At 60.2% G+C, this 26,795-nt stretch carries 25 protein-coding genes and 5 tRNA genes; 12 read left to right on the top strand and 18 right to left on the bottom strand.

The annotated features are described in order from the left end of the window. Window positions 1-16 precede the first annotated feature (16 nt). Entirely contained in the window at window positions 17-1,258 is a 1,242-nt protein-coding gene (locus ACMGGN_RS04085) for a glutamine synthetase family protein (protein ID WP_414156822.1), read from the bottom strand. Between the two features lie 199 nt (window positions 1,259-1,457). Next, a complete protein-coding gene (gene bkdR, locus ACMGGN_RS04080) occupies window positions 1,458-1,943 on the bottom strand; it encodes a Bkd operon transcriptional regulator BkdR (RefSeq protein ID WP_012315571.1) in 486 nt (161 codons plus the stop codon). 197 nt (window positions 1,944-2,140) lie between these two features. On the opposite strand from bkdR, the gene ACMGGN_RS04075 reads away from it, so the two are divergent. From ACMGGN_RS04075 to lpdA, 4 genes are read left to right on the top strand one after another with little or no spacing between them, the layout of a single operon-like run. Further along, complete coding sequence (locus ACMGGN_RS04075) at window positions 2,141-3,373, top strand: 3-methyl-2-oxobutanoate dehydrogenase (2-methylpropanoyl-transferring) subunit alpha (protein WP_012315572.1); 1,233 nt, start codon at window positions 2,141-2,143, stop codon at window positions 3,371-3,373. Window position 3,374: 1 nt separating this feature from the next. Beyond that, window positions 3,375-4,433, top strand: a complete 1,059-nt coding sequence (locus ACMGGN_RS04070) for an alpha-ketoacid dehydrogenase subunit beta (protein WP_012315573.1) — start codon at window positions 3,375-3,377, stop codon at window positions 4,431-4,433. Beyond that, window positions 4,434-5,705: a dihydrolipoamide acetyltransferase family protein gene (locus tag ACMGGN_RS04065; protein ID WP_119687567.1), complete on the top strand. Its 1,272-nt coding sequence runs from the start codon at window positions 4,434-4,436 to the stop codon at window positions 5,703-5,705. It abuts the gene before it with no gap. Between the two features lie 2 nt (window positions 5,706-5,707). Beyond that, window positions 5,708-7,087 (top strand): dihydrolipoyl dehydrogenase, encoded by a 1,380-nt coding sequence (lpdA, locus tag ACMGGN_RS04060; RefSeq protein WP_251961727.1) that lies wholly within the window; start codon window positions 5,708-5,710, stop codon window positions 7,085-7,087. Window positions 7,088-7,191: 104 nt separating this feature from the next. Here lpdA and ACMGGN_RS04055 read toward each other — a convergent pair whose 3' ends face one another. The 3 genes from ACMGGN_RS04055 to ACMGGN_RS04045 form a co-directional block, all read right to left on the bottom strand. Beyond that, window positions 7,192-7,914 (bottom strand): TylF/MycF/NovP-related O-methyltransferase, encoded by a 723-nt coding sequence (locus ACMGGN_RS04055; RefSeq protein WP_414156475.1) that lies wholly within the window; start codon window positions 7,912-7,914, stop codon window positions 7,192-7,194. Beyond that, window positions 7,911-8,777 (bottom strand): hypothetical protein, encoded by an 867-nt coding sequence (locus ACMGGN_RS04050; RefSeq protein ID WP_039602838.1) that lies wholly within the window; start codon window positions 8,775-8,777, stop codon window positions 7,911-7,913. Before ACMGGN_RS04050 ends, ACMGGN_RS04055 begins: the two co-directional genes overlap by 4 nt. Window positions 8,778-9,001: 224 nt before the next feature. Then, window positions 9,002-9,850 carry a phytanoyl-CoA dioxygenase family protein gene (locus ACMGGN_RS04045; protein ID WP_119687568.1) on the bottom strand — a complete coding sequence of 283 codons (849 nt, stop codon included), beginning with the start codon at window positions 9,848-9,850 and terminating at the stop codon, window positions 9,002-9,004. A 116-nt stretch (window positions 9,851-9,966) separates the two neighbouring features. On the opposite strand from ACMGGN_RS04045, the gene ACMGGN_RS04040 reads away from it, so the two are divergent. From ACMGGN_RS04040 to ACMGGN_RS04020, 5 genes are read left to right on the top strand one after another with little or no spacing between them, the layout of a single operon-like run. After that, window positions 9,967-10,623: an acetyltransferase gene (locus tag ACMGGN_RS04040; protein ID WP_251961728.1), complete on the top strand. Its 657-nt coding sequence runs from the start codon at window positions 9,967-9,969 to the stop codon at window positions 10,621-10,623. A gap of 7 nt (window positions 10,624-10,630) precedes the next feature. Further along, window positions 10,631-11,554: a hypothetical protein gene (locus tag ACMGGN_RS04035; RefSeq protein WP_119687570.1), complete on the top strand. Its 924-nt coding sequence runs from the start codon at window positions 10,631-10,633 to the stop codon at window positions 11,552-11,554. After that, the gene (locus tag ACMGGN_RS04030) at window positions 11,547-12,326 is read left to right on the top strand and encodes a class I SAM-dependent methyltransferase (RefSeq protein WP_119687571.1); all 780 of its coding nucleotides are present in this window, start codon (window positions 11,547-11,549) and stop codon (window positions 12,324-12,326) included. Before ACMGGN_RS04035 ends, ACMGGN_RS04030 begins: the two co-directional genes overlap by 8 nt. Before the next feature lie 7 nt (window positions 12,327-12,333). Then, on the top strand, window positions 12,334-13,113 hold the full coding sequence (locus ACMGGN_RS04025) for a phytanoyl-CoA dioxygenase family protein (RefSeq protein ID WP_125924507.1): 780 nt from the start codon (window positions 12,334-12,336) through the stop codon (window positions 13,111-13,113). A 2-nt stretch (window positions 13,114-13,115) separates the two neighbouring features. Then, window positions 13,116-13,844: a class I SAM-dependent methyltransferase gene (locus ACMGGN_RS04020; protein WP_119687573.1), complete on the top strand. Its 729-nt coding sequence runs from the start codon at window positions 13,116-13,118 to the stop codon at window positions 13,842-13,844. Window positions 13,845-13,847: 3 nt separating this feature from the next. On the opposite strand, the gene ACMGGN_RS04015 is transcribed toward ACMGGN_RS04020, so the two are convergent. From ACMGGN_RS04015 to ACMGGN_RS04005, 3 genes are all read right to left on the bottom strand, one after another. Beyond that, window positions 13,848-14,531: a WbqC family protein gene (locus ACMGGN_RS04015; RefSeq protein ID WP_239539320.1), complete on the bottom strand. Its 684-nt coding sequence runs from the start codon at window positions 14,529-14,531 to the stop codon at window positions 13,848-13,850. Window positions 14,532-14,545: 14 nt separating this feature from the next. Continuing rightward, window positions 14,546-15,667 (bottom strand): DegT/DnrJ/EryC1/StrS family aminotransferase, encoded by a 1,122-nt coding sequence (locus ACMGGN_RS04010; protein ID WP_414156474.1) that lies wholly within the window; start codon window positions 15,665-15,667, stop codon window positions 14,546-14,548. Between the two features lie 70 nt (window positions 15,668-15,737). After that, window positions 15,738-17,051, bottom strand: coding sequence for a glycosyltransferase (locus tag ACMGGN_RS04005; protein ID WP_239539322.1), 1,314 nt, complete (start codon window positions 17,049-17,051; stop codon window positions 15,738-15,740). Between the two features lie 233 nt (window positions 17,052-17,284). On the opposite strand from ACMGGN_RS04005, the gene ACMGGN_RS04000 reads away from it, so the two are divergent. After that, complete coding sequence (locus ACMGGN_RS04000; RefSeq protein WP_174142108.1) at window positions 17,285-18,256, top strand: endonuclease; 972 nt, start codon at window positions 17,285-17,287, stop codon at window positions 18,254-18,256. A 22-nt stretch (window positions 18,257-18,278) separates the two neighbouring features. Here the strand turns inward: ACMGGN_RS04000 and ACMGGN_RS03995 are convergent. Next, window positions 18,279-18,355: transfer RNA gene (locus tag ACMGGN_RS03995), tRNA-Arg, on the bottom strand. A 115-nt stretch (window positions 18,356-18,470) separates the two neighbouring features. Further along, complete coding sequence (gene phnN / locus ACMGGN_RS03990) at window positions 18,471-19,058, bottom strand: phosphonate metabolism protein/1,5-bisphosphokinase (PRPP-forming) PhnN (protein ID WP_174142109.1); 588 nt, start codon at window positions 19,056-19,058, stop codon at window positions 18,471-18,473. Window positions 19,059-19,402: 344 nt separating this feature from the next. Between phnN and ACMGGN_RS03985 the strand changes: the two genes are divergently transcribed. Then, the gene (locus ACMGGN_RS03985) at window positions 19,403-19,729 is read left to right on the top strand and encodes an Arc family DNA-binding protein (RefSeq protein ID WP_003254499.1); all 327 of its coding nucleotides are present in this window, start codon (window positions 19,403-19,405) and stop codon (window positions 19,727-19,729) included. A 118-nt stretch (window positions 19,730-19,847) separates the two neighbouring features. Here the strand turns inward: ACMGGN_RS03985 and mgtE are convergent, their stop codons facing one another. Continuing rightward, window positions 19,848-21,290: a magnesium transporter gene (mgtE, locus tag ACMGGN_RS03980; protein WP_012315589.1), complete on the bottom strand. Its 1,443-nt coding sequence runs from the start codon at window positions 21,288-21,290 to the stop codon at window positions 19,848-19,850. A gap of 208 nt (window positions 21,291-21,498) precedes the next feature. Here mgtE and ACMGGN_RS03975 point away from each other — a divergent pair, with 208 nt between their 5' ends. Further along, window positions 21,499-21,663: a hypothetical protein gene (locus ACMGGN_RS03975; RefSeq protein ID WP_161871676.1), complete on the top strand. Its 165-nt coding sequence runs from the start codon at window positions 21,499-21,501 to the stop codon at window positions 21,661-21,663. Window positions 21,664-21,667: 4 nt separating this feature from the next. On the opposite strand, the gene ACMGGN_RS03970 is transcribed toward ACMGGN_RS03975, so the two are convergent. The 7 genes from ACMGGN_RS03970 to alaS form a co-directional block, all read right to left on the bottom strand. Then, window positions 21,668-21,744 (bottom strand) — tRNA-Arg (locus ACMGGN_RS03970). A gap of 72 nt (window positions 21,745-21,816) precedes the next feature. Then, window positions 21,817-21,893, bottom strand: a tRNA-Arg gene (locus tag ACMGGN_RS03965). A gap of 72 nt (window positions 21,894-21,965) precedes the next feature. Beyond that, window positions 21,966-22,042 (bottom strand) — tRNA-Arg (locus ACMGGN_RS03960). Between the two features lie 106 nt (window positions 22,043-22,148). After that, window positions 22,149-22,239, bottom strand: a tRNA-Ser gene (locus ACMGGN_RS03955). A gap of 72 nt (window positions 22,240-22,311) precedes the next feature. Beyond that, window positions 22,312-22,500: a carbon storage regulator CsrA gene (gene csrA / locus ACMGGN_RS03950; RefSeq protein ID WP_003254503.1), complete on the bottom strand. Its 189-nt coding sequence runs from the start codon at window positions 22,498-22,500 to the stop codon at window positions 22,312-22,314. A 167-nt stretch (window positions 22,501-22,667) separates the two neighbouring features. Continuing rightward, a complete protein-coding gene (locus ACMGGN_RS03945; RefSeq protein WP_039603358.1) occupies window positions 22,668-23,903 on the bottom strand; it encodes an aspartate kinase in 1,236 nt (411 codons plus the stop codon). Between the two features lie 85 nt (window positions 23,904-23,988). Further along, window positions 23,989-26,613: an alanine--tRNA ligase gene (alaS, locus tag ACMGGN_RS03940; protein WP_414156473.1), complete on the bottom strand. Its 2,625-nt coding sequence runs from the start codon at window positions 26,611-26,613 to the stop codon at window positions 23,989-23,991. Window positions 26,614-26,795 lie beyond the last annotated feature (182 nt).

Below are 26,795 nucleotides of genomic sequence, written 5' to 3'. Positions count from 1 at the left end.
AGCGTTCGTGTCGCGCTCAGGCTTGTGCCGCCAACACTCGCCGCTCCCACGGCGTGATCTCGTTGTAGAAATCAGTCAACTCGAGCGTCTTGGTGGCAGCGTAACCTTCGATGAACTCAGCCCCGAACAGTTCCCGGGCCAAGGCGCTGCGCTTGAGGCGCTGCAGCGCCGCGTGCAGGGTGCATGGCAGGCTCAGGTGCTCAGGCACCTCGAACTCGCCCTGGATGGCCGGTGCAGGCTCCAGGCGCTGCTCGATGCCGTGCAGGCCGGCTGCCAGGCTGGCGGCAATGGCCAGGTAGGGGTTTGCATCTGCACCCGGCAGGCGGTTCTCGACCCGCCGCGCTACGGGGGCGCTGGCCGGAATACGCAGCCCCGCAGCGCGGTTGTCCTCCGACCAACAGGCATTGTTCGGCGACGCATACGGATGGCACAGCCGCTGGTACGAGTTGACATTGGGCGCGAACAGCGCGGTGAAATCGGCCATGCACGCCTGCAGGCCGCCTATGAAATGATGGAAGGTCTGGCTCGGCCGCCCCTGGTCATCGCTGAACACGTTTCGCCCCGTGGCGATCTCCACCAGGCTCTGATGAATATGCATCGAGCTGCCCGGCGTATGCGCCAGGGGCTTGGCCATGCACACCACTGTCAGGCCATGCTTGAGCGCGACTTCCTTGAGCAGGTGCTTGAACAGGAAGGTCTGGTCGGCCAGCAACAAGGGGTCACCGTGCAGCAGGTTGATTTCGAACTGGCTGACGCCCATTTCATGCATGAAGGTGTCGCGCGGCAGGCCCAGCGCCGCCATGCACTGATAAACCTCCTGAAAGAACGGCCGCAGGCCGTTGTTGGAACTGACACTGAATGCCGAGTGGCCGAGCTCGCGGCGGCCATCCTTGCCCAACGGCGGCAAAAATGGCTGTACAGGGTCACTGTTGGGCGCAAAGACGAAGAACTCCAGCTCGGTTGCAACGACCGGCGCCAGGCCCAAAGCGGCGTAGCGGGCGATCACCGCTTTGAGCAGCCCGCGGGTGGACAGCCCTGACGGCCGGCCATCGAGCTCATTGGCATCGCAGATCGCCAGCGCCAGGCCCTCCTCGCTCCAGGGCAAGCGGTGGATCTGCGCAGGCTCCGCCACCAGGGCCAGATCGCCATCGTCGCTGCCGTAGTATTTCGCTGGCGGGTAGCCCCCCATGATGCATTGCAACAAGACGCCACGTGCCATTTGCAGGCGCCTGCCTTCGAGGAAGCCTTCGGCAGTCATGACCTTGCCACGGGGGACACCGTTAAGGTCGGGAGTGACACATTCGATCTGGTCGATGCCCTGGAGGTGCTCGGCGAGCGAGCGCGGGGCTGCGGTGGTCATGACGCTTGTCCTTGTTGTTATGGGCTGGCAACAACATAGGCTGGGGGTGTTTAAAATATCAAGCACCTGCATCCGCAACGATGCAGTTCTTGCCCCCTCACTCGCGCAGGGTCATGCCATTGGACGGCAATGGCAGCGCCGTTTTATACCGCACCTGCTTCAAGGCAAAGCTCGACCGTATGTTCGCCACCCCCGGCAGTCGTGTCAGGTAATCGAGAAACCGCTCCAGCGCCTGGATGCTCGGCAACAGCACCCGTAACAAATAATCGGGGTCGCCGGTCATCAGGTAGCACTCCATCACCTCCGGCCGCTCGGCGATTTCTTCCTCGAAGCGGTGCAGCGCCTGCTCTACCTGCTTCTCCAGGCTGACATGGATGAACACGTTGACATCCAGCCCCAGCACCTCTGGCGACAGCAAGGTCACCTGCTGGCGGATCACGCCAAGCTCTTCCATGGCCTTGACCCGGTTGAAACAGGGCGTGGGCGACAGGTTCACCGACCGCGCAAGTTCTGCGTTGGTGATGCGGGCGTTGTCCTGAAGGCTGTTGAGAATGCCGATATCGGTACGATCGAGTTTGCGCATGAGACAAAATCACCGGTTTTTTGTGTTTATGCGGAATGTTTATCTGCGCCGCTCGCTAAAGGCAATCAACTTGAGAGAAAAATTCTCCCGGCGTGTCACTACTATGTAATTGACGCTGACCTGCCAGTCACAAGCCGGTGATCAGCGGCGGCCGCTTCAGAGCTCACAAAAACAACATCCGAGCGAGCGTAAAAAGCATGAACGAGTACGCCCCCCTGCGTTTGCATGTGCCCGAGCCTACCGGCCGGCCAGGCTGCCAGACCGATTTTTCCTACCTGCGCCTGAACGACGCGGGTCAAGTCCGTAAACCGCCCATCGATGTCGATGCTGCCGACACCGCCGACCTGTCCAACAGCCTGGTCCGCGTGCTCGACGAGCACGGCGATGCGCTTGGCCCGTGGGCCGAAGACATCGATCCGCAGCTGCTGCGCCAAGGCATGCGCGCCATGCTCAAGACGCGGATATTCGACAGCCGCATGGTGGTCGCCCAGCGCCAGAAGAAGATGTCCTTCTACATGCAGAGCCTGGGCGAAGAAGCCATCGGCAGCGCCCAGGCGCTGGCGCTGAACCGCACCGACATGTGCTTCCCCACCTACCGCCAGCAGAGCATCCTGATGGCCCGCGACGTGTCGCTGGTGGAAATGATCTGCCAACTGTTGTCCAACGAACGCGACCCGCTCAAAGGCCGCCAGTTGCCGATCATGTATTCGGTGCGCGAAGCCGGCTTCTTCACCATCAGCGGCAACCTGGCGACGCAGTTCGTACAGGCGGTCGGCTGGGCCATGGCCTCGGCGATCAAGGGCGATACCAAAATCGCCTCGGCCTGGATCGGCGACGGCGCCACGGCCGAGTCGGACTTCCACACCGCGCTGACCTTCGCCCACGTATACCGCGCCCCGGTGATCCTCAACGTGGTCAACAACCAGTGGGCGATCTCCACCTTCCAGGCCATCGCCGGCGGCGAATCGACCACCTTCGCCGGCCGTGGCGTGGGTTGCGGTATCGCCTCCCTGCGTGTGGACGGCAACGATTTCGTCGCTGTATATGCCGCCTCGCGCTGGGCCGCCGAACGCGCCCGCCGTGGCCTGGGCCCGTGCCTGATCGAGTGGGTCACCTACCGCGCCGGCCCGCACTCAACCTCCGACGACCCATCCAAATACCGCCCTGCCGACGACTGGAGCCACTTCCCGCTGGGCGACCCGATCGCCCGCCTGAAGCAGCACCTGATCAAGATCGGCCACTGGTCCGAGGAAGAACACCAGGCCGTCACCGCCGAGTTCGAAGCGGCCGTCATCGCCGCGCAAAAGGAAGCCGAACAATACGGCACCCTGGCCAACGGCCACATCCCGAGTGCAGCCTCGATGTTCGAGGACGTGTACAAGGAAATGCCCGACCACCTGCGCCGTCAGCGCCAGGAACTGGGGGTTTGAGATGAACGACCACAACAACAGCATCAAACCGGAAACCGCCATGGCCACCACTACCATGACCATGATCCAGGCCCTGCGCTCGGCCATGGACGTCATGCTTGAGCGCGACGACAACGTGGTGATCTACGGCCAGGACGTGGGTTACTTCGGCGGCGTGTTCCGCTGCACCGAGGGCCTGCAGACCAAGTACGGCAAGTCGCGCGTGTTCGACGCGCCGATCTCCGAGAGCGGTATCGTCGGCACCGCCGTGGGCATGGGTGCCTATGGCCTGCGGCCGGTGGTGGAAATCCAGTTCGCCGATTACTTCTACCCCGCCTCCGACCAGATCGTCTCGGAAATGGCGCGCCTGCGCTATCGCTCGGCCGGCGAATTCATCTCGCCACTGACCCTGCGCATGCCGTGCGGTGGCGGCATCTACGGTGGCCAGACCCACAGCCAGAGCCCCGAAGCGATGTTCACTCAGGTGTGCGGCCTGCGCACGGTGATGCCCTCCAACCCGTACGACGCCAAAGGCCTGCTGATCGCCTCGATCGAATGCGATGACCCGGTGATCTTCCTGGAGCCCAAGCGCCTGTATAACGGCCCGTTCGACGGCCACCACGACCGCCCGGTGACGCCGTGGTCCAAGCACCCGCAAAGTGCCGTGCCGGACGGTTACTACACCGTGCCGCTGGACAAAGCGGCCATCACCCGCCCAGGCAACGACGTCACCGTATTGACCTACGGCACCACCGTCTACGTGGCCCAGGTGGCCGCCGAGGAAACCGGTGTGGATGCCGAAGTGATTGACCTGCGCAGCCTCTGGCCGCTGGACCTGGACACCATCGTCGCGTCGGTGAAAAAGACCGGCCGCTGCGTGGTGGTGCATGAAGCCACCCGTACCTGCGGCTTCGGCGCCGAACTGGTAGCGCTGGTGCAGGAGCATTGCTTCCATCACCTCGAAGCGCCCATCGAGCGCGTCACCGGTTGGGACACGCCCTACCCTCACGCACAGGAATGGGCGTATTTCCCAGGCCCTTCGCGGGTAGGCGCGGCATTGAAACGGGTCATGGAGGTCTGAATGGGCACGCACGTCATCAAGATGCCGGACATTGGCGAAGGCATCGCGCAAGTCGAACTGGTCGAATGGTTCGTCAAGGTCGGCGATGTAATCGCCGAAGACCAGGTGGTGGCCGATGTCATGACTGACAAGGCCACCGTGGAAATCCCTTCGCCGGTCAGCGGCAAGGTGCTGGCCCTGGGCGGCCAGCCGGGTGAAGTGATGGCGGTCGGCAGCGAGCTGATCCGCATCGAAGTGGAAGGCAGCGGCAACCATGTGGATGTGCCGCAGGCCAAACCGGTAGAAGCCCCGGCAGCCCCAGCAGCCGCCAAGGCAGAACCGCGTGTCGAACCGCAACCGGTAGCCAGCCCGGCTGTCTCGGCGCACACCGCCGCGCCGATCGTGGCGCGCCAGGCCGACGAAAAACCTCTGGCCTCGCCTGCCGTGCGCAAGCGCGCCCTGGATGCCGGCATCGAACTGCGTTACGTGCATGGCAGCGGCCCGGCCGGGCGCATCCTGCACGAAGACCTGGATGCATTCATCAGCAAGCCGCAGAGCCCTGCGGGCCAGGCGCCAGGAGGCTACGCGAAACGCACCGACAGCGAACAGGTGCAAGTGATCGGCCTGCGCCGCAAGATCGCCCAGCGCATGCAGGATGCCAAGCGCCGTGTGGCGCACTTCAGTTATGTCGAGGAAATCGACGTCACCGCACTCGAAGCCCTGCGCCAAGAGCTCAACAGCAAGTACGGCGACAGCCGCGGCAAGCTGACCCTGCTGCCATTCCTGGTCCGCGCCCTGGTCGTGGCACTGCGCGACTTCCCGCAGATCAACGCGACCTACGACGACGAAGCCCAGGTCATCACCCGCCATGGTGCGGTGCATGTGGGGGTCGCCACACAGGGCGACAACGGGCTGATGGTACCGGTGCTGCGCCACGCCGAAGCGGGCAGCCTGTGGGGCAACGCCGGCGAGATTTCCCGGCTGGCGAGCGCCGCACGCAACAACAAGGCCAGCCGCGAGGAACTGTCCGGCTCCACCATCACCCTGACCAGCCTGGGCGCCTTGGGTGGCATCGTCAGCACACCGGTGGTCAACACACCGGAAGTGGCGATCGTCGGGGTCAACCGTATCGTCGAGCGGCCGATGGTGATCGATGGCCAGATCGTTATTCGCAAGATGATGAACCTGTCCAGCTCGTTCGACCACCGTGTGGTCGATGGCATGGATGCCGCGCTGTTCATCCAGGCTGTACGTGGCCTGCTTGAACAACCCGCCTGCCTGTTCGTGGAGTGAGCATGCAACAGACTATCGACACCACCCTGCTGATCATCGGCGGCGGCCCTGGCGGCTACGTGGCCGCCATCCGCGCCGGGCAACTGGGCATCCCCACCGTGCTGGTGGAAGGCCAGGCGCTGGGCGGCACCTGCCTGAACATCGGCTGCATCCCGTCCAAGGCACTGATCCATGTGGCCGAGCAGTTCCATCAGACATCCCGCTACACCGAGCCGTCCGAACTTGGCATCAGCGTCTCCACGCCACGCCTGGACATCGGCCGCAGCGTGGCCTGGAAGGACGGCATCGTTGACCGACTGACCACTGGCGTCGCTGCACTCCTGAAAAAACACGGGGTCAAGGTCATCCATGGCTGGGCGAAGATCCTCGACGGCAAGCACGTCGACGTCGATGGCCAGCGCATCCAGTGCGAGCACCTGCTGCTGGCCACCGGCTCGAACAGCGTCGAACTGCCCATGCTGCCGCTGGGCGGGCCGATCATTTCTTCGACCGAAGCCCTGACCCCCCGAACACTGCCCCAGCATCTGGTGGTGGTTGGCGGCGGCTATATCGGCCTGGAGCTAGGCATCGCCTACCGCAAGCTGGGCGCGCAGGTGAGCGTGGTGGAGGCGCGTGAGCGCATCTTGCCGACCTACGACAGCGAGCTGACCGCGCCGGTGGCCGAATCGCTGAAGAAGCTGGGCATCGCTGTGCACCTTGGGCACAGCGTCGAAGGTTACGACAGCGGTTGCTTGCTGGCCCGCGATGCTCAAGGTGCACAGCTGCGCCTGGAGGCCGACCGGGTGCTGGTGGCCGTTGGCCGCCGCCCGCGCACGCACGGCTTCAATCTGGAAAGCCTCGAACTGAAGATGAACGGTGCGGCCATCGCCATCGACGAACGCTGCCAGACCAGCATGCGCAACGTCTGGGCCATCGGTGACGTGGCCGGCGAACCGATGCTGGCACACCGCGCAATGGCGCAAGGTGAAATGGTCGCGGAAATCATTGCCGGCAAGGCACGACGGTTCGAGCCCTGCGCAATTGCAGCGGTGTGTTTTACAGACCCGGAAGTCGTTGTGGTCGGCAAGACCCCGGAACAGGCCAGCCAGCAAGGGCTGGACTGCATCGTCGCGCAGTTCCCCTTCGCCGCCAATGGCCGCGCCATGAGCCTGGAGTCGAAAACCGGCTTCGTGCGCGTGGTGGCGCGGCGTGACAATCACGTGATCCTGGGTTGGCAGGCGGTTGGCGTGGCGGTTTCAGAGCTGTCCACAGCGTTTGCCCAGTCATTGGAAATGGGCGCGCGGCTGGAGGATATCGCGGGCACTATCCACGCTCATCCGACCCTGGGCGAAGCGGTGCAGGAAGCGGCATTGCGCGCGCTGGGCCACGCCCTGCACATCTGACACTGAAGCGGCTTCGGCCGATTTGGCCCGCAGCGACCTCGGCGCTGCGGGCTTTTTTTCATTCGGCGATGCTGCATTGGCCTGCAGACATGCTGATGATCAGTTCAAACGCGGAAGTAGCCCACCGACGAATCGAACGGCAGGCGCTTGAGTTCGATCTTGTTCAGATCCAGCACGTCACGCAGCGCGGCAGTCTCGCCAGGGAAGTTGCGGTAGGCGACTTCGTCCAGCACCACGATCGCGCCTTTAGGCATGTAAGGCAGGAAAGTCTCCAGCGCCACCTTGGTGGACGAATACAGGTCCGTGTCGAGGATCAGCATGGCCACTACCAGATCGGGGCGGGTTTTCACAAAGGCAGGCACGGTTTCCAGAATGTCGCCCTTGACGATCTCGCAGCGCGGGATCCGATTGACCGGGCGAATCAGATCGTTGGCCTCGATCATGTCCTGAATCAGGGTCTCGTCGGTGTCGGAGAACATGCTTTCGTTGATATCGGTTGGATCCTGCTCGGCATCGATGCTGGCAAAGCCGCCGAAGGTATCGAAACCGATGATCGAACGGTTGATCGCATAGGGTTCCAGAATCATCGATAGCTGCATGTACAGCATCAACGAGTTGCCTTTGTATACGCCGCACTCGACGATAGCGCCCGGAATGTCCTGCACCATCTTGAACAGTTCGATGCGCGAAAGCGCAGCGGTCACGGCGATACGGTTGGCAAACACGAACGGCGCATCAGCCACGTATTGGGCATCGACACGGCTCAGCACGCTGGCGCGCTTTTCGTTGTACTCGACCTCGGCAGCAGTCAGACGACGCTTGGTCATGGGTTAACTCCCTGGAATTGCGAAAAGTCGCTGGCATTGAAAAAGTCTTTGAAGCCGGCCTCTGCATCCGAACAACCGTTGTCGACGTTCGGTGCACCGCGCTTATGCAGCAGGTCTTGCAGGTGGATCAGGCGGAAGTCCACGCTGAACCGTACCTTGTCGGTGAAGTTGGCTACGGTGCCGTGTAGATGGGCACCAGAGAAAATCAGCATTTCGCCACTGTTGGCAGCCACACGCAGTTCGCCGCTGGTATCGATGTCTTCCAGCGGCACCGGGTGTACCCGGGTTTCTTCGGTAATGTTCTGCGAAGCCTTGTGCCGTTGCACATGGATCCAGTCATTGAGGCTCCAATCGGCGGAGCTGTTGCGCACCGGCCGCTCGAAATAGGCCGGGTTGATCATCATGGTCTGTTCGGGCTCGATGCTGTACACCGGCATCCAGGTATTCACCTGGCTTTCCACGCTGCCGTACCAGGTATCGCGGTGGGGCTTGTATGCGTAACTCACACCTGCATGCAGGTATTCGTAGTTGGGCACTACACGCACACGAGGCACGTCGAAGATATAGTCCTTGGGGTCGGCCCCAATCTCGCGAATGAAATCGCGGATCAACGCCTTGGCCTGCGGGCCATTGGTAAACTGCCGCTTGAGCGCCGTGACGCGCTCTACGAAAGTCTCCACCGGCATCATTTTGTGCAGCGACTGGTGGTCAGTTTCGCCATCAAAGGCGGCGGTGATGCTCTGCCGGGCCAATGCACACAGCTCATGTGCATTGCCAAGGCCGGTTTCCAGGAAGATATCACCCCTGAACAGCGAGCCCCGGTAGTCCGGCTTGTTCTTCACCTGATTGACATAAAAATTCATACTTGCCCCTTCAGGACCTCATTGAGACCAATGCCCACCACGAACTACGTCGACTGGCAGCGGTGCATGGATTGAAGCGGACGCAAGGCGACGCATCCAGCCGCTGAGGGCGGGAACTCCAACCACGGCGATACAGGTGCATTGCCTGTATCCAGTGCTTCAGTGATCGGCATGCCGGCAGGAAACTTTAAGCGTGCGTGCAGCCGATGCAGGCCATATGTCGGCTATTGGTGGCCTTCGCTGGCATACACGCCGCGTACCTGTTCCACGCTCGGAAAGTGCTCGGTAATCAACCCGCGCTGTATAGTCTTGTGCTGGGTGAACGGATACTCACGCTCGATGAACGTGGGCTCACTGGCATTTTCATAGCGCCCACTCACGGAAATCCGCAAACGTTCATCCCCTTCACGGGAAGACCGATGAATGGTGAAGTTCGACATCAAGCAAACGCCGCCCTTGCCGACACAGACAGGAACGAAGTCATCTTCCTTGAAGTGCTTTTCGTCGACCCTCAACACATGCTGTTCCTGGTCGCCGCTAAGCAGGCCCAGCAAATGGCTGCCGGGCATCACCTCCATGGTGAACAACTGCGGGTCGATGTCCATGAACGGGATCCAGGTGGTGATGGTATCCAGGCTGCCCTGGACTGAAGTCCAGTCCTGGTGCACGTCGAACCCCTGATAACCTCCCGGGATCACCAATTTTTTCGACATCAGATGCAACACAGGGGTGGTCTGGAACAACGGAGTGACGACGCCCAGGTCGGCAGCTGCGTCGCGCAGGCGCTCGGCGGTCATCAGCCGGTAGACGCCGTACAGCTTGGAGCACATGCGCAGCGTCGCCAGATAGAGAGGAACGCTCGCCCCCAGCAGTGCGGCCATGTTCAGGTGCAGGGCTTCAAGGGTAGGGCCACCAGCGACAGGCAGAGCCATGCGGTCCAACTGTTGGGCAAATGCCAGATTGAAGTGGGCAAGGGTTTCATCGAGATGAAGCGGGTCGAAAATGCCGTCGGCAACCAAGTAACCCTGCTCGCGATAAAAGCGGATTTGATTTCGATCAAGAATCTTTCCCATCGGCCCGGTGCCCTTTTTTGTTACGCAAGCGGAGGTGCTATCGTGGCCAGCAGTATACACAGCGTACGCTCAGCTCCGGTTGACCTGACTCATCCTCGAACACCCTGGATACCCTGATGCCAAAAGTTGTCATTTTCGGAGTGCTGGACACCGCCCAACTGGCGCACTACTACCTGAAAAAAGACCCTGCAGTGGACGTGGTCGGCTTTACCGTGCACGAACGCTACCTGCCGGAATCGAGAATGTTCGAAGGGCTGCCGGTGGTGCCTTTCGAAACCCTGCAGGACTATTTCCCAAGCACCCACTACAAGCTGTTTGCCCCCATGACCGGGCGCAAGATGAACCGCCTGCGTGAGTCGGTGTACATTCAGGGCAAGGAAAAGGGCTACGACTTCATTAGCTATGTCAGCCCCAATGCCACGGTGAACGACAACGTCATCGGTGAAAACTGCTTCATTCTCGAAGACAACACACTGCAACCTTTCACCACCATCGGCAACAATGTGGTGATGTGGAGCGGCAACCACATCGGCCACCATGGCGAGATCCGCGACCATGTGTTCTTTGCTTCCCATGTGGTCCTCTCCGGGCATTGCCTGGTTGAGCCCTACGCCTGGTTCGGCGTCAACGCGACCATCACCAACAATTGCACCATCGGCGCAGGTACCTGCGTTGCCATGGGTGCGCTGATTTCAAAAGACACTCAACCCTGGCAGCTCTACATCGGCGCACCCGCGCGCGCGGTAAAGAGCAGTCAGGAACTGGATTTTTAGGTAGAGCATGGCCTGGAAAAAACTCGGTAGAACTTTCGACCCCGATAAAGACTGGGTCGGCTCCCACGCCCAAGTGCCCACCGCGCTGGTGCTGGACGATGTGATTCGGGTATTCATCTCCACCCGCAACAGCGCAGGCAAAAGCCTGTGTTACGCGGTAGACCTGGACAAGCAGGACCCGCGCACCGTCGTTGCCCGCCACCGGGAACCTTGCCTGGGTTTCGGCGCTCCCGGCACCTTCGATGACGAAGGCGTGATGCCCAGCTACGCCCTGAAGAAAGATGGCCGTACCTACCTGTACTACAGCGGATGGAACCAGCGCCTGACCGTGCCCTACCACAATGCCATGGGCGTCGCGGTTTCTGATGACGACGGGCTGCACTTCGAAAAACTGTTCGAAGGCCCGATCATGGATCGCACTGCAACCGAGCCCTACCTGGCCGTGACGCCCACCGTGCTGTTCGACCAAGGCCTGTGGAAGATGTGGTACGTGTCCGGTACACGCTGGCTGGAGGTGGACGGCAAATACGAGCCGTTGTACGTGATCAAGTACGCCGAATCCAAGGACGGATTCGAGTTCACCCGCTTCGCGCCGCAATGCCTGGAATCGCGCTTTGAGACCGAAGCCTTTTCCCGCCCCTGCGTCATCAAGGAAAACGGGATTTACAAGATGTGGTACTGCTCCCGCGCATCGCAGGACTACCGCAACGGCGCAGGCTCGTACCGCATCCGCTACGCAGAGTCGCCCGACGGCAGGACCTGGACCCGCCATGACGATGCGGGTATCGCACCGTCAGCCGAAGGCTGGGACTCGCTGATGACCTGCTACCCGTTCATCTTCCAGAGCGGCGAGCGCACCTACATGCTGTACAACGGCAACCGTTTCGGGACCAGCGGCTTCGGCCTGGCCCAGTGGAGTGATGATGAATAACGAACAGCTTCAAAACGAAGTCTACAAACTCGAATCCACCGCATCGGATTTGCAGTACGCCTTTCGTGACAAGTTGCGCGACATGTACCTGAACAGCCCGCTCTCTGACGACGACGTGCTTTTCAATATCGGCCTGTATACCCGCAGCTCAGTATTGGTGAAGTTCATCGTCTTGAGCGACCTGTACAAACGCTTCAAGCATATCCCGGGGATGATCTGCGAGTTTGGCACCTGGTACGGCCACAACCTGGTGCTGCTGGAAAACCTGAGGGCCATGTACGAACCGTTCAACAAACAGCGGCAGATCGTCGGCTTCGACACCTTTGAAGGCTATTGCGCACCGGGTGAAAAAGACTGCAAGGAAAGCGGTGTGTGGGTTGAGAACTCCTACTCCACCAAAGCCAGCTACAAGGATTACCTGAGCGAACTGCTGCAGGTGCACGAAGGCAACAACGTGCTGGGACACAAGCGCGGAGTACATCAACTGGTTGCGGGGGACGTCTGTCAGACCGCGCCCGAATTCTTCAAGAACAACGGCTCGGCCATCGTCGCCTTCGCCTACTTCGACATGGGTCTGTACGAGCCGACACTGGCAGCGCTCAAGGCGATCAAGCCACACCTGGTTTCCGGCAGCATGCTACTGATGGACGAGCTGACATGGGCTCAAGCACCCGGCGAAGCACTGGCCTTCAAAGAAGTCTTCACCCCTTCCGAATACACCCTGGAGAAGTGCGAGCTGTACCCCTCCAAATGCATCGTCACGATCAGGTGAAGCGCCCATGATTTCCAGCGAGGTATTCGACCGGCGCATGGCGGAGCAAGGCTGGGTTATCTTCGAGAGCGCCATCCCGATCGCTATCGTCGAGCAGATGCGTGAAGACATCCACAAGGCCTATGCAATCTGCCGCGACTACCAGATCAAGAACGGCATCGATCAGGACACCAGTTACACCGTGCACCACCTGATCGGCCAGTTTGGCAGTTTTCTCGACTGCCTGAAGGCCTACCCTATCTATGCCTTCATCGAGCGCTATTTCGGTGGGCAGTTCATCCTCAACTCCTATGGCGGGGCCATCAACACCCGCGACAGCCAGTCTTACGCCCAGCGCGTTCACCGGGATATCCGTTCTTTTTCCGGTGATATGCCGTTGCTGCTGAACACACTGGTGATGCTCGACGACTTCACCGCCGCCAATGGCGCGACCTGGATGCTCTCCGGTTCGCACAAGGCCGAAGCCAAGCCGACTGACGACTATTTCATGGCCCACGCCGAACAGGCTATCGCACCGGCCGGCAGCATCCTGATGTTCAATTCCAATGTCTGGCACGCCGGCGGCAGCAACGTTACCGACCGTGTGCGCCGCTCGGTCACGCCGATGTTTTCCAAGCCGTTCATCAAGCAGCAATTCGACTACCCGCGGGCCCTGGGTTATGACCTGGGGCCAAACCTCGACCCGATGATGCGCCAGGTCATCGGCTATAACGCGCGGGTACCCGCAACGCTGGACGAGTGGTATCAGCCACCGGCCAGGCGCATGTATCACTCCAACCAGGGTTAACCATGTCACGCGACCTGAACACCGAGTACCAGGACACGGAAAACCGCCTGTACGCCTACGATTTCGACTACATCCACCGCGACTACATGCTCAAGGCGCTCAACGGGCAGTTTCGCCCTGGAAATGCGCTGGAAATGGGATGCTATCACGGCGAGTTCACCAAAAAGTTGCTGCAGGTCTTCGATGACGTGACCGTGCTTGAAGGGGCCACCGACCTGATCGAAGTCGCCCGCAAGAACGTTGGCGATGCGCGCGCAACATTCATCCTGGGTCGGTTCGAAGACACTACCCTGGAGCGTCGGTTCGACAACATCTTCCTGATCCATACCCTCGAACATCTCACCGAGCCACAGCCGGTACTCAAGAAGATACGCGAGTGGCTGGCGCCGGGCGGCCGGCTGTTCATCGTCGTGCCTAATGCCAATGCGGCGTCGCGGCAGATCGCGGTGGGCATGGGGCTGATCGATTTCAATGCGGCTGTTACCGATGGCGAGCGCAAGCACGGCCACCGTTGCACCTACAGCCTCGACACCCTGGAGCACGAGGCGTTACAGGCCGGTTTCCAGGTGACCCAGCGCGGCGGCATCCTGTTCAAGCCGATGGCCAACTTTCAGTTCGATGCAGCCTTGCGTGCCGGCATCATCGACCAGGCGTTCTTCGAAGGCTGTTACAAGATGGGCATGAAATACCCGGACCTCACTGCGAGTATCTATGTAGTCTGCCAGGCTTGAACCTCAGAGGTAATCGTAGGCCGCCAAGTGCGGCCCGATGCCCTCGGCGCCGACCTCCATCAGGGCATCGATGATCGACAGGTACGGTGTGAAACCCTCGCAGCGTTGGCGATAGGCCAGTACCCGCATACCGATGAAACGCAGATCTATATTGGCGTCGGCGAACCTCTCCGGCTCATAGAGCGAGCGCCCGCCCTGGGCATTGATATAGCAGGTTGCACCTTCATGGCGGCAGATATCCAGAATCCGCGCCTGCGCCGTAAGTTGAGCGTTGCCGTAGACCTGGCTGCTGGTAACGAGCCGCGTCGTTTGGCCCATGAAGTTGGCCAACACCTGAATTTGATGACTCAGAAAACCCGCGAGGTTGTTGTCTTCGTGCGCCAGAATACGCTCGACCACTGGAAATACCTGATCGAAACAGGGTGCCTTGCGATAGGCCATTTCCACGCTGCGTAGCATGCGTCGTTGCCACTGAGCAGCAGGTGCAATTTCTATTTCGTTGATCTTGCGGTTTTGCGAGGCCTGCAACAACGGCAGCGTGATCATCCCTGGCGCCCCGTTGATCAGGATGCGATTGCGGTTGATCCACCCCCGCGTGATGAAGTTCACGTCATCGTAGACCACGAAGCAGTCTGCGGCCTTCAATAGTTGCCAGTAGCCAATGTAGGGAAACAGGTACGGCTGCATGATCGCCACCCTGGTCATGCACCGGCCCCGGCGATCAAACCGACAATGAAGTCCACGGTGCCGAAATCGAGGTCAGGATAGATCGGTAGGCAGATCACCTGCTCCACCGCCTGATGCGCTACCGGCAGGTTGTCGGCGCTGGACGATGGATACCCACGGTACATCGGCAGGCCACTGATCAGGGGCTGGAAATAACGCCGCCCATGAATGTCGTGAGCGGCGAGGTGCGAGAACAGCGCATCACGGCCAAGAGCAAACTCAGGCCCTACCAGTATCGGGAAGTACGCATGATTGGCGACTGCCTCGCCCCTGCCCTCGATACAGCGAATACCCGCAATCCCCGCAAGCCCTTCGCGATAATGCTGGTCGATCAGCCGCCGCTTCCCCAGCGCTTCATCCAGGCCCTCCAGTTGCAACAGGCCAAAGGCTGCGTGAATTTCGCTGAGCTTGCCGTTGGTGCCGGTCAGTTCTACGGTGCTTCCGTCGGCAGACAGACCAAAGTTCTTCAACTGGTCGATGCGCCGCTTGGTCGCCTCGTCGCGACAGATGACAGCGCCGCCCTCGAAGGTACTGAACACCTTGGTAGCGTGGAAGCTCAGGGTCACGAGGTCGCCGTGGCGCAGCAGGCTGCCGTTTGTATCCTGAACACCAAAAGCATGTGCCGCGTCATAGATCACCTGCAGGCCATGGCGCTCGGCAATCGCGCGTATCGCCTCCACATCGCAGGGATGGCCATAGCAGTGTACCGGCAGGATGCCTGTGGTCTGGTCGGTGATGGCCGCCTCGATGCGTGCCGGGTCTAGGTTCAGGGTGTGCGGGTCGATATCGACGAACACCGGCGTCAGATTGTTCCATAGCAGCGAATGGGCAGTGGCAACAAAGGAGTACGGCGTGGTGATCACCTCACCGCTGAGCCCGGCCGCCTGCAACGCCGTTATCAGCGCCTGGGTACCGTTGCAGAATAGCGAAATGTGTTCCACGCCCAGGTAAGCGCACAGCGCCGCTTCCAGTCGCTGGTGCATGGCTGCGCCATTGGTCAGCATGCGGCTGTCCCAAATTTCCCGCAGGTATGGCAAGAAAGCCTCCAGCTCGGGCAATGCGGGCTGGGTCACGAAAACGGGGGGCCGACCATTCATGAGCGGTGTTCCTGCGGCTGGCGGCGTTGGCCGGCCTTGTGTTGTTCAGGCGTGGGCATACTGCGCAATGTCAGAGCGCCTTGTCGAATTCATGCCGCGCCCAGAAGTCGCGCATGATTGCCCAGCAGCGTCGGGATTCACCTTGTGCGGCGGCGCCGTAGAGCACCTGGCATTGCTCGCCGTGAATGCGGAAGCTACTCAGTGGCTGGACCAGATAAACGGTGTTGCCGCGCAGTGCGAGGTTGAGAAAAATCGCCACGTCGGAGGCCCAGGCGATGGGTTGTTCGTCTACCGACATGAAGTCCGGAGTGATTTCCAGCATATCGGCGCGGCGAAACATGACCGTGCTCGGCTCGCCAACGAAATTGATCTGCGACTGCATGAGTGCGGTACCCAGCGACAGGCCTTCGATCATCGCATCGTCTGCCACGGGGGCTTGGGTTGCGGCGATATCGGCCAGCGGCTCGCCGTACTGGTCGATGCGCTGGCGCTTAGAGGTTACCAGCGTAACGTCTGGATAGCAGCGGAAGCTGTCGAGCATCCGCTCCACGCATTCGAGTTGCAGCAGGTCGTCGTCGTTGAGAAACTTGATGAATTCGCCGCGCGCCTCTTTCAGGCAAAGGACATGGTTAAGACGGCCAATGTCCTTTCCAGCATCTGGGTTGCGCACATAACGCACGCGCGGGTCGTCCTGGCTCAGGTCGGCGCAGATCCTTTCGATCTCATCAGTCGGGCAGTCGTCGCACACCAGGATTTCCAGGTTGCGGTAGGTCTGGTTCAGCGCGCTGCCCAAGGCGTCGTAGAGGTGTTCGGTCTTGTAGGTCGGCATGACGATGCTGACCAGCGGCTGGGCATCGGCCGCCAATTGGCGCTGCGGCTTGCAAAACTCAAGCACCAACTGGCCCGGCACCGTAGCGTCCAGCCCACTCAGGTGCGGATCGCTGCTGTTGCCTTCTGCGGTGATAGCTACCGGTTCCAGGCCGACCATCTTGCAGATCCGCGTCAGCTCCTCGGCGTCGAAGGTCCAGGCATGCTGGCGCAGGGCCCTGTTCAGCCATTCGGCGCGACCGATGCCTGGCGCCTCAGGGCGTGTGCGGTTATTCAGATAATCTTCCACCAACGCCTTCAGGTCGGAGCAGACGAGACGGATCACCCCGCCGGGCTGCAGGACTCGACGGCATTCGTGCAGCAAGCGAATACCTTGGTTACGCCCGAGTCGCTCCAGAAGATGAGCACTGTAGATCCCAGGCACCGTGCCTTGTTCCCACGGCAAAGCCTGGCCCGGCGTCCATTGCAGATCGGCCCCTGTGGGCTCCACATCGATATTGATAAAGCCTTGGCGAGGATGATCGGCGCAACCTAGGTTCAAATAGATGGGGAGCATGGTATTCGCTTCGAAGGGGTCAACAAGGGCGTAGTGCAGCAACCCCGTTATCGGCCGCGCGCTTCAAATCATGACCGTTGGTTTCGGGACATTATGCAACAGGCGTAGACCCAAATCGAGAAACCCCATCAGCGTCGCGCAATAGGCACACTACGGCGATGCGATAGGACATTTCTTCAATTGACGTCAGCACACCGTATAATTCTGCCCCCGAAATCCGATGATGCTTTCTCATGAAGAAACTGCTGTACGTCGTTACCCTCGCCCTCTCTGTCATCCCTGCCGCCTTCGCCAATCCCCCCGCAACGTTTACCGAAGCCAAGGTTGTCGCCAAGCAGAAAATCTTCCTCGACCAGGCAAACAGCCCAATGGGCGAACTGTACTGTGGCTGTAAATGGACCTGGGTCGGCAAATCCGGTGGCCGGGTCGACGCCAAATCCTGCGGCTACGAAACCCGCAAAGTACAGACCCGCGCCGAACGTACCGAATGGGAGCACATCGTGCCGGCCTGGACTTTTGGCCACCAGCGCAAATGCTGGCAGAACGGCGGTCGCGAGCATTGCGTCAATGAAGACCCTACCTTCCGCGCCATGGAAGCCGACCTGTTCAACCTCTATCCGTCCGTGGGTGAAGTGAACGGTGACCGCAGCAATTTCAACTACGGCATGGTTTCAGGCGTTGCGCCCCAGTACGGGCAGTGCACCACCAAGGTCGACTTCCAGCAGAAAACCGCCGAGCCGCGTGACGAAGTCAAAGGGCTGGTTGCGCGCACCACGTTCTACATGTTCGACCGGTACAAGTTGAGCATGTCGAGACAACAGCAGCAGGTGCTTATGGCCTGGGATAAACAGCACCCGGTTTCTGCGTGGGAAAAGCAGCGCAATCAGCGAATCGCCGCGATCATGGGGCATTCGAACCCATTCGTCACCGGCGAACGGAAATGGACGCTGGGCTACAAGCCTGCCGGGGCTATGGACGTGGTAGCTTCGGCAACCCCGAAAACGGCTGCGAGAGATATCGGCAAGCCGACCCTGGCGAGTGCGTCGACTGACGGTGCGATCATTGGCAACCGCAACAGTCACGTGTACCACTTGGCCAGCGGTTGCCCCGGTTACAGCCAGGTCGCTCAGAAAAATCAGGTGGCATTTGGCAGTGAAGCAGAAGCGCAGAGTGCAGGTTACCGCAAGGCGGGTAACTGCAAGTAAGCGTATGGAGCGAGAGAAAATATGGCGTCCCAGGGCAGGTTCGAACTGCCAACCTTCCCCTTAGGAGGGGGATGCTCTATCCAATTGAGCTACTGAGACACAAGAACCGGCAGCGAACGCTGCACAGCTGGACGGCGAGCATGTTAACCAGAGGGCAGCCGTTTGTCATGCATCTATCGGGCTTTTTGCACGTAGGGCTTTTCCGATGCTCGTGTCAAACGGACACTCCCTGTTGACGCAGCAGGTCGAACAATGCGCTGACCGCCGTGGCCAGTGACCCGGAGTTGTCCAGCGCATGCACGCCGGGATCGGGACAGCCCTGGAGCCTGGCACTACGCGCCAGGCGCTGATCGATCTCTTGCGGTGTCTCCCTGCCTCTGGCAATCAGGCGCGCACGCAACACCTCTGGGTCAACCTCCAGGCGTACTGCCAGCAGACCGGGATAGCGCCTACGCGCCTCGGGCAGATAGCTACGGGAACCGTTGACCAGCACCGACCGCCCTTGCGCGAGCCAAACGTCCACTTGCTTGGGGATCCCATACTCCAGACCGTTGGCCTGCCAATGCATGGCAAATTCCCCTGCCGCTCGCATCGCTTCGAAGCGCTCTGGCGTGACGCTTTGCGCCGCTTCACCTGTGGCTTCTGCGGAACGTGTGATGACTCGCCGGGCAATTTCCACACCCGCGCCAGCCAGTTGTGCGCGAGCGGCCTCGATCAGGGAATCTTTTCCCGAGCCAGAGGGTCCCATCAGATATATCAGCACGCCTGAGGCTTTATCTTGGGAGCTTGCGTCATGTTGCATAGCCACTATGCTCTATGGAAGGAAACCTGCGCATTTTAAGGGTTTTCTCTACCCTTTGCCGCGTTTTACGGGTTTTTGACGGCAAAGGGCTGACGGTAAGGCGAACCTTGAAATGCAAAACTTTTCCAACCAGTACTCATTTCTGATAATTGGTACTGGCAAAAAGCCTTTACCGAGATCACTATTTGTCACAGAATTGACGCCAAGGAAACGGCGACCTTGAGGCAAGATGAGCACCAAATTTTCCAGGCGGTTGAACATTTTGTCGTCGCCACGGTCGTACCTGCATCCCGTGCGGCCAATTTGTGAACCGCTTCCCCTGAACCAAAAACCGGTTAATTTATATGCGCCCAATGAAACAGGCTATTTATTCGAGCCGCACCGCTGACAAGTTCGTCGTCCGCCTGCCAGACGGAATGCGTGAGCGCATTGCCGAGGTAGCGCGCAACCATCACCGCAGCATGAACTCCGAGATCATCGCACGCCTGGAGCAGAGCCTTATCCAGGAAGGTGCGCTGGGCGACGAGCTGAGCATGCGCCTGGATAGCCCCGAGCTGTCCCTGCATGAGCGCGAGTTACTGCAACGCTTCCGTCAGCTGTCCCATCGACAGCAGAACGCGCTGGTCGCCCTCATCGCTCACGATGTGGAAATGGCAGCCGACGCCTCCTGAGGCGCGTAGCGAGAACAAAAAAAGCCAGCGTAAGCTGGCTTTTTTGTTGGGCTGCGCACAGGCCTTGGTGGTGCGGTCGGGCGCATGCCTTGATCGCTCTGGCGTGTACTTCCCAATATCAAAGCAGGAACAGCGTAGCCAACCCCAGGAAGATGAAGAACCCACCACTGTCGGTCACGGCAGTGATCATCACGCTGGACCCCATGGCAGGGTCGCGCCCCAGGCGCGTCAGCGTCATCGGGATCAACACTCCCATGAGCGCGGCCAGCAGCAGGTTCAAGGTCATGGCCGCAGTCATCACCAACCCCAACGACCAGCTGTCATACAGCCAGAACGCCACAGCACCGATCACTCCACCCCAGATCAGGCCATTGAGCAGCGACACCGCCAGTTCCTTGCGCATAAGGCGGCTGGTATTGCCCGGCGACACCTGGTCCAAGGCCATTGCGCGAACAATCATGGTAATGGTCTGGTTGCCAGAGTTGCCGCCAATACCCGCCACGATCGGCATCAGCGCCGCCAGTGCCACGAGCTTCTCGATCGAGCCCTCGAACAGGCCGATCACACGCGAGGCCAGAAACGCGGTTATCAGGTTGATCGCCAGCCAGGCCCAACGGTTGCGCAATGAACGCCAGACCGAGGCGAAGATGTCTTCCTCCTCGCGCAGGCCTGCCATGTTGAGAACTTCACTCTCGCTCTCTTCACGAATCAGGTCGACCATTTCATCGATGGTCAAACGGCCGATCAGTCGGTCGCTCTTGTCCACCACCGGCGCCGAAACCAGGTCATAACGCTCGAAAGCCTGCGCCGCATCGTAGGCATCTTCGTCGGGGTGGAAGGAGACCGGATCAATCGCCATGACCTCCGCGACCTTCTTGTCCGGATCGTTGACCAACAGACGCTTGATCGGCAACACACCCTTGAGGATACCGTCGTAGTCGACTACGAACAGTTTGTCAGTGTGGTTGGGCAGCTCTTTAAGGCGACGCAGGTAACGCAGAACCACTTCCAGGCTGACATCTTCACGGATGGTCACCATCTCGAAGTCCATCAGCGCACCGACCTGCTCCTCGTCGTAGCTCAACGCCGAGCGCACACGCTCGCGCTGCTGCGCATCGAGGCTTTCCATCAGCTCGTGAACGACATCACGCGGCAGCTCCGCCGCCAGGTCCGCCAGCTCATCGGCGTCCATTTCCTTGGCCGCAGCGAGGATCTCGTGATCGTCCATGTCGGCGATCAGCGATTGACGAACCGAGTCGGAAACTTCAAGCAAGATGTCGCCGTCACGATCCGAGCGCACCAGCTGCCAGACCGTCAGGCGGTCCTCCAGGGGCAATGCTTCGAGGATATAGGCGATATCTGCAGGGTGCAGGTCGTCGAGCTTGCGCTGCAACTCGACGAGGTTTTGACGGTGGACGAGGTTTTCCACCAGGTCGTGGTGATGACCTTCCTGACGGTGGGTCAGGTCCTCAACCACGCGTTGGCGCTGCAACAGTTCGACCACCTGGGCCAGGCGATCCTGCAGGCTCTCTTGTGCTTTCTTTACTTCTACTTCAGTCATAGGCGAACTCCACTCCCAGCAGCGGAGCACGCCGGGGGAATCAATCGGTCAGATCAGGCTGTAAGAATCTTGTTAAGAAGTAACTACTGGGTAAGTCCATGGTGGTATTCCACAAGCCCCGGCGGGGCTGACGGGCGCAATCATACACTGCCTAAGCTGTCAGATCGCTTAAAATTTTGGCCAGAACAATCGTTTGCGCGATAAAGCTATGACAACGCTCGAAGCCATGTGTGCGACGGCACGAGCCAAAGAAAAAACACATGCGGCGCGCAAAGAAGTGTCGGGCGGGTTTATTTTCAGTCTAGCGGGCATCACTGATAAATCAGTGAACGGCGGAAAACAAAAAGCCCGCTCAATTGAGCGGGCTTCTTGATAGGTGGCGGACTCAGGAGGATTCGAACCTCCGACCGCTCGGTTCGTAGCCGAGTACTCTATCCAGCTGAGCTATGAGTCCGTGGTTGGTAGTTTTAGGCCAGATTACCACTGGCTTACTGAAGTCGCTTTGCAAGCAGAGCCACTTCAAAAGTGGCGGACTCAGGAGGATTCGAACCTCCGACCGCTCGGTTCGTAGCCGAGTACTCTATCCAGCTGAGCTATGAGTCCGTAGTTGGTAGTTTTAGACCAGATTACCACTGGTTGCTTGAAGCAGCTTTTTAAGCAAAGCCACTTCAAAAGTGGCGGACTCAGGAGGATTCGAACCTCCGACCGCTCGGTTCGTAGCCGAGTACTCTATCCAGCTGAGCTATGAGTCCGTGTCTTGCCGCGCATTATAGGTCGCTGAAACATTTTTGCAAGAACTTTTTCGTTTAACTTCAACGACTTAGCGTTCTTACCGATTACAGCGCCCTAAGCGAATAATGGCGGTGAAGGGGGGATTCGAACCCCCGATACCCTTATGAGGTATACTCCCTTAGCAGGGGAGCGCCTTCGGCCACTCGGCCACCTCACCGCAACACGAGGCGAATATTAAACAGGCTCTTCCTCGTTTGCAACCCTTTTTTTGAAAAAAACTTCAAAAAAATTAAAGGCTTGGCTCCTCATCCTTCTCTTTCTTGATCCGCAGGTAGATTTCCTCGCGGTGAACAGCCACTTCCTTGGGGGCGCTGACGCCGATGCGCACCTGGTTTCCTTTGACGCCGAGCACCGTCACGGTGATCTCGCCATCTCCAATGATCAGGCTCTCGGCGCACCGACGAGTCAGAATCAACATAGCTTTCTCCTTACGCAAGACATTCAGGGATAACAGTCTGGGAAAAACCGGGCCTGGTCGTGGACGACGACACAGGGGCCCATAGCGCGTCACGCTGGCAGGACAGGGCCTGCGTGACGAGCAGAAACGCGAAGGGCGCGGCAAGCCGCGCCCCTCAAGGCAACGCCTTACTCGCCCTGTCGGGCCGGAGCGTCAAGCTCGAACGCGGTATGCAGCGCGCGAACGGCCAGCTCCAGGTACTTCTCTTCGATGACTACCGACACCTTGATCTCGGAAGTGGAGATCATCTGGATGTTGATGCTCTCCTTGGCCAGGGATTCGAACATGCGGCTGGCAACACCTGCGTGGGAGCGCATGCCAACACCGACGATCGATACCTTGGCGATCTTGGTATCGCCGATCACTTCGCGGGCACCGATTTCACGTGCGGTGTTCTCCAGCACGCTGTGAGCCTTCTCGTACTCGTTGCGGTGCACGGTGAAGGTGAAGTCGGTGGTGTTATCGTGCGAGACGTTCTGCACGATCATGTCCACTTCGATGTTCGAGGCGCTGATCGGGCCGAGGATCTTGAAAGCGACGCCCGGAGTGTCCGGCACGCCGCGAATGGTCAGCTTGGCTTCATCACGGTTGAAGGCGATACCGGAAATGATCGGCTGTTCCATGGATTCCTCTTCATCAATGGTAATGAGGGTACCTGGACCCTCCTTGAAGCTGTGCAGCACGCGCAGCGGAACGTTGTACTTGCCGGCGAACTCCACCGAGCGGATCTGCAGCACCTTGGACCCGAGGCTGGCCATTTCCAGCATCTCTTCGAAGGTGATCTTCTCCAGGCGGCGCGCCTGCGGCACGACGCGCGGGTCTGTGGTGTAGACGCCATCGACGTCGGTGTAGATCTGGCACTCGTCAGCCTTGAGCGCGGCCGCCAGGGCCACGCCAGTGGTATCGGAGCCGCCGCGGCCCAGGGTAGTGATGCTGCCGTGCTCGTCGACCCCCTGGAAACCGGCTACAACCACCACACGCCCTTCCTTGAGGTCGGCGCGAATCTTCTGGTCGTCGATCTGCAGGATGCGTGCTTTGTTGTGCGCGCTGTCGGTGAGGATGCGCACCTGGTTGCCGGTGTAGGACACCGCCGGCACGCCACGCTTGATCAAGGCCATGGCCAGCAGGGCAATGGTGACCTGCTCGCCGGTGGACACGATCACGTCCAGCTCACGCGGAACCGGCTGATCGGTGATCTGCTTGGCCAGGTCGATCAGGCGATTGGTTTCGCCACTCATGGCCGACAGCACAACAACCAGGTCGTCGCCCGCTTCACGGTGTTTCTTGACCTTGTCGGCAACCTGCTCGATCCGCTCGATGGAACCGACAGAGGTGCCGCCAAATTTCTGTACGATCAACGCCATTTCAATGGTGCCTCAGCCCATACAGGGCCTCAAAAAAACCATCCAACATGGAGGGGCCGGTGACTAGACCACCGGCCCCTCCATCTCAAAGTCCCTGCTCTGCGAACGGCACGGCCAGCGCCAGGGCCTGGTCCAGCGCAGCGACGTCGACGCCACCGCCCTGAGCCATGTCCGGACGGCCACCGCCCTTGCCACCCACTGCCGCAGCGGCTTGTTTCATCAGGTCACCAGCCTTGAGTTGGCTGGAGAGGTCTTTGGTCACGCCGGCCACCAGCACGACCTTGCCCTCATGCTCGCTGCCCAGCAGGATCACTGCGTGGCCGAGCTTGTTCTTCAGCTGATCGACCAGGGCCAGCAGGGCCTTGCCATCCCGCCCATCCAGGCGGGCGGCGAGGACCTTGGCACCCTTGACCTCAACAGCCGCACTGGAGAGATCGTCCCCTGCGGCGCTGGCGGCCTTGGCCTGCAGCTGTTCCAGCTGCTTCTCCAGCTGACGGTTGCGCTCGAGCACAGCCGACAGCTTGTCGATCAGGTTGTCACGGTTGCCCTTGACCAGCTGCGCGGCTTCCTTGACCTGCTCTTCGGCAGCGTTCAGGTAAGCCAGCGCGGCAGCGCCGGTAACCGCTTCGATACGGCGCACGCCAGAGGCCACGCCACCTTCGCTGATGATCTTGAACAGGCTGATATCGCCGGTGCGCTTGGCGTGGATCCCGCCGCACAGCTCGACGGAGAAATCGCCACCCATGCTCAGCACGCGCACGGTATCGCCGTATTTTTCGCCAAACAGGGCCATCGCGCCTTTGCGCTTGGCGGTTTCGATATCGGTGACTTCAGTTTCCACCGGGGTGTTCTTGCGCACTTCACGGTTGACGATGTCTTCCAGAGCCTTGATCTGCGCAGGCGTCACCGCCTCGAAGTGGCTGAAGTCGAAACGCAGACGCTGGCTGTCGACCAGCGAGCCCTTCTGCTGCACGTGCTCGCCCAACACCTGACGCAGCGCTTCGTGCAGCAGGTGAGTGGCCGAGTGATTCAGCGAGGTGGCGTGCTGCACTTCGGCATCGACCTTGGCTTGGACCGGAGAACCGATCACCAGCGCGCCGCTGGCGACCACGCCATGGTGCAGGAAAGCGCCGCCGGTCTTGGTGGTGTCTTGCACGTCAAAGCGTACGGCGCCCGACTGCAGGTAGCCGGTGTCACCAACCTGGCCACCGGACTCGGCATAGAACGGGGTGCGGTCCAGCACCACGACGCCCTGCTCGCCCTCGCCCAACTGGTCGACCGACTGGCCGTCCTTGTACAGCGCAATGACCTTGCCCTGACCTTCGGTGGCGTTGTAGCCGACGAAATCGGTAGCGGTGTCGACCTTGACCAGGCTGTTGTAATCCATGCCGAAGGCGCTGGCGGAACGGGCGCGCTCACGCTGGGCATCCATTTCACGCTCGAAGCCCGCTTCATCGATGGTCAGCTCGCGCTCTCGGGCGATGTCGGCGGTCAGGTCCATCGGGAAGCCGTAGGTGTCGTACAGCTTGAACACCACGTCACCCGGCACTACGTCGCCCTTGAGCTGGGCCAGGTCCTGCTCGAGGATGCGCAGGCCCTGCTCGAGGGTCTTGGCGAACTGTTCTTCTTCGGCCTTGAGCACGCGCTCGATGTGCGCTTGCTGGCTCTTGAGCTCCGGGAACGCCTCGCCCATCTCGGCAGCCAGGGCGGCGACGATCTGGTAGAAGAAGCTGCCCTTGGCGCCCAGCTTGTTACCGTGACGGCAGGCACGACGAATGATGCGGCGCAGCACGTAGCCACGGCCTTCGTTGGACGGCAGCACGCCGTCTGCGATCAGGAAGCCGCAAGAGCGGATGTGGTCTGCCACGACTTTCAGCGAAGCCTGACCGTCGTTGCTGCAGCCGATGGCCTTGGCCGCAGCGCTCAGCAGGTTCTGGAACAGGTCGATCTCGTAGTTCGAGTGCACGTGCTGCATGACCGCACTGATGCGCTCCAGGCCCATGCCGGTATCCACCGACGGCGCTGGCAGCGGGTGCAGCACGCCATCGGCAGTGCGGTTGAACTGCATGAAGACGTTGTTCCAGATCTCGATGTAGCGGTCGCCGTCTTCTTCAGGGGAACCGGGTGGGCCGCCCCAGATATCGGCACCGTGGTCGTAGAAGATCTCGGTGCAAGGCCCGCACGGGCCAGTATCGCCCATGGTCCAGAAGTTGTCGGAGGCGTAAGGGGCGCCTTTGTTGTCACCGATGCGCACCATGCGCTCGGCCGGCACGCCGACTTCCTTGGTCCAGATGTCGTAGGCTTCGTCGTCGCTGGCGTAGACGGTGACCCAGAGCTTTTCCTTGGGCAGGTTCAGCCACTTGTCGGAAGTCAGGAAGGTCCAGGCGAACGTGATCGCATCGCGCTTGAAATAGTCGCCGAAGCTGAAGTTGCCCAGCATCTCGAAGAAGGTATGGTGACGCGCGGTGTAACCGACGTTTTCCAGGTCGTTATGCTTGCCGCCGGCGCGCACGCACTTCTGGCTGCTGACCGCACGGGTGTAGGCGCGCTTCTCGGCACCGAGGAAGCAGTCCTTGAACTGGTTCATGCCTGCGTTGGTGAACAGCAGGGTCGGGTCGTTGTTCGGGATCAGCGAACTGGAGGCGACTCGGGTATGGCCCTGCTCTTCGAAGAAGCGAAGGAAGGCTTCACGGATTTCTGCGCTTTTCATAGGTTCTTCCACGGAAACGGCGGCCCTGGTGGGCAAACGCGTCGACGAAACGACGGCAAAGGGCCGCATTATATCGGTCCTGCAATCTCGGTGCAGTGTGTTTATGCGATGCAAAGCGTCGATTGGACGGCTTTTAAGGCCCATGCAAACGAAAATGACATGACCGGATGCTAAATGCAGGC

This window comes from Pseudomonas sp. BNK-30 (assembly GCF_047456185.1).
Taxonomy (GTDB): Bacteria; Pseudomonadota; Gammaproteobacteria; order Pseudomonadales; family Pseudomonadaceae; genus Aquipseudomonas; species Aquipseudomonas putida_E.
Note: the sequence above shows the minus strand (reverse complement) of the source record. Positions and strands in the feature narration are given on the sequence as shown.

Coding starts and splice junctions, on each gene's coding strand:
- ACMGGN_RS04075 (WP_012315572.1), top strand. CDS start 2,141: ATGAACGAGTACGCCCCCCTGCGTTTGCATGTGCCCGAGCCTACCGGC.
- lpdA (WP_251961727.1), top strand. CDS start 5,708: ATGCAACAGACTATCGACACCACCCTGCTGATCATCGGCGGCGGCCCT.
- ACMGGN_RS04070 (WP_012315573.1), top strand. CDS start 3,375: ATGAACGACCACAACAACAGCATCAAACCGGAAACCGCCATGGCCACC.
- ACMGGN_RS04085 (WP_414156822.1), bottom strand. CDS start 1,258: ATGACTGCCGAAGGCTTCCTCGAAGGCAGGCGCCTGCAAATGGCACGT.
- ACMGGN_RS04030 (WP_119687571.1), top strand. CDS start 11,547: ATGAATAACGAACAGCTTCAAAACGAAGTCTACAAACTCGAATCCACC.
- bkdR (WP_012315571.1), bottom strand. CDS start 1,943: ATGCGCAAACTCGATCGTACCGATATCGGCATTCTCAACAGCCTTCAG.
- ACMGGN_RS04045 (WP_119687568.1), bottom strand. CDS start 9,850: ATGGGAAAGATTCTTGATCGAAATCAAATCCGCTTTTATCGCGAGCAG.
- ACMGGN_RS03985 (WP_003254499.1), top strand. CDS start 19,403: ATGCGCCCAATGAAACAGGCTATTTATTCGAGCCGCACCGCTGACAAG.
- ACMGGN_RS04000 (WP_174142108.1), top strand. CDS start 17,285: ATGAAGAAACTGCTGTACGTCGTTACCCTCGCCCTCTCTGTCATCCCT.
- ACMGGN_RS03945 (WP_039603358.1), bottom strand. CDS start 23,903: ATGGCGTTGATCGTACAGAAATTTGGCGGCACCTCTGTCGGTTCCATC.
- ACMGGN_RS03975 (WP_161871676.1), top strand. CDS start 21,499: ATGACAACGCTCGAAGCCATGTGTGCGACGGCACGAGCCAAAGAAAAA.
- ACMGGN_RS04020 (WP_119687573.1), top strand. CDS start 13,116: ATGTCACGCGACCTGAACACCGAGTACCAGGACACGGAAAACCGCCTG.
- ACMGGN_RS04035 (WP_119687570.1), top strand. CDS start 10,631: ATGGCCTGGAAAAAACTCGGTAGAACTTTCGACCCCGATAAAGACTGG.
- phnN (WP_174142109.1), bottom strand. CDS start 19,058: ATGCAACATGACGCAAGCTCCCAAGATAAAGCCTCAGGCGTGCTGATA.
- mgtE (WP_012315589.1), bottom strand. CDS start 21,290: ATGACTGAAGTAGAAGTAAAGAAAGCACAAGAGAGCCTGCAGGATCGC.
- ACMGGN_RS04015 (WP_239539320.1), bottom strand. CDS start 14,531: ATGCAGCCGTACCTGTTTCCCTACATTGGCTACTGGCAACTATTGAAG.
- ACMGGN_RS04040 (WP_251961728.1), top strand. CDS start 9,967: ATGCCAAAAGTTGTCATTTTCGGAGTGCTGGACACCGCCCAACTGGCG.
- ACMGGN_RS04005 (WP_239539322.1), bottom strand. CDS start 17,051: ATGCTCCCCATCTATTTGAACCTAGGTTGCGCCGATCATCCTCGCCAA.
- alaS (WP_414156473.1), bottom strand. CDS start 26,613: ATGAAAAGCGCAGAAATCCGTGAAGCCTTCCTTCGCTTCTTCGAAGAG.
- csrA (WP_003254503.1), bottom strand. CDS start 22,500: ATGTTGATTCTGACTCGTCGGTGCGCCGAGAGCCTGATCATTGGAGAT.
- ACMGGN_RS04055 (WP_414156475.1), bottom strand. CDS start 7,914: ATGACCAAGCGTCGTCTGACTGCTGCCGAGGTCGAGTACAACGAAAAG.
- ACMGGN_RS04025 (WP_125924507.1), top strand. CDS start 12,334: ATGATTTCCAGCGAGGTATTCGACCGGCGCATGGCGGAGCAAGGCTGG.
- ACMGGN_RS04010 (WP_414156474.1), bottom strand. CDS start 15,667: ATGAATGGTCGGCCCCCCGTTTTCGTGACCCAGCCCGCATTGCCCGAG.
- ACMGGN_RS04050 (WP_039602838.1), bottom strand. CDS start 8,777: ATGAATTTTTATGTCAATCAGGTGAAGAACAAGCCGGACTACCGGGGC.
- ACMGGN_RS04065 (WP_119687567.1), top strand. CDS start 4,434: ATGGGCACGCACGTCATCAAGATGCCGGACATTGGCGAAGGCATCGCG.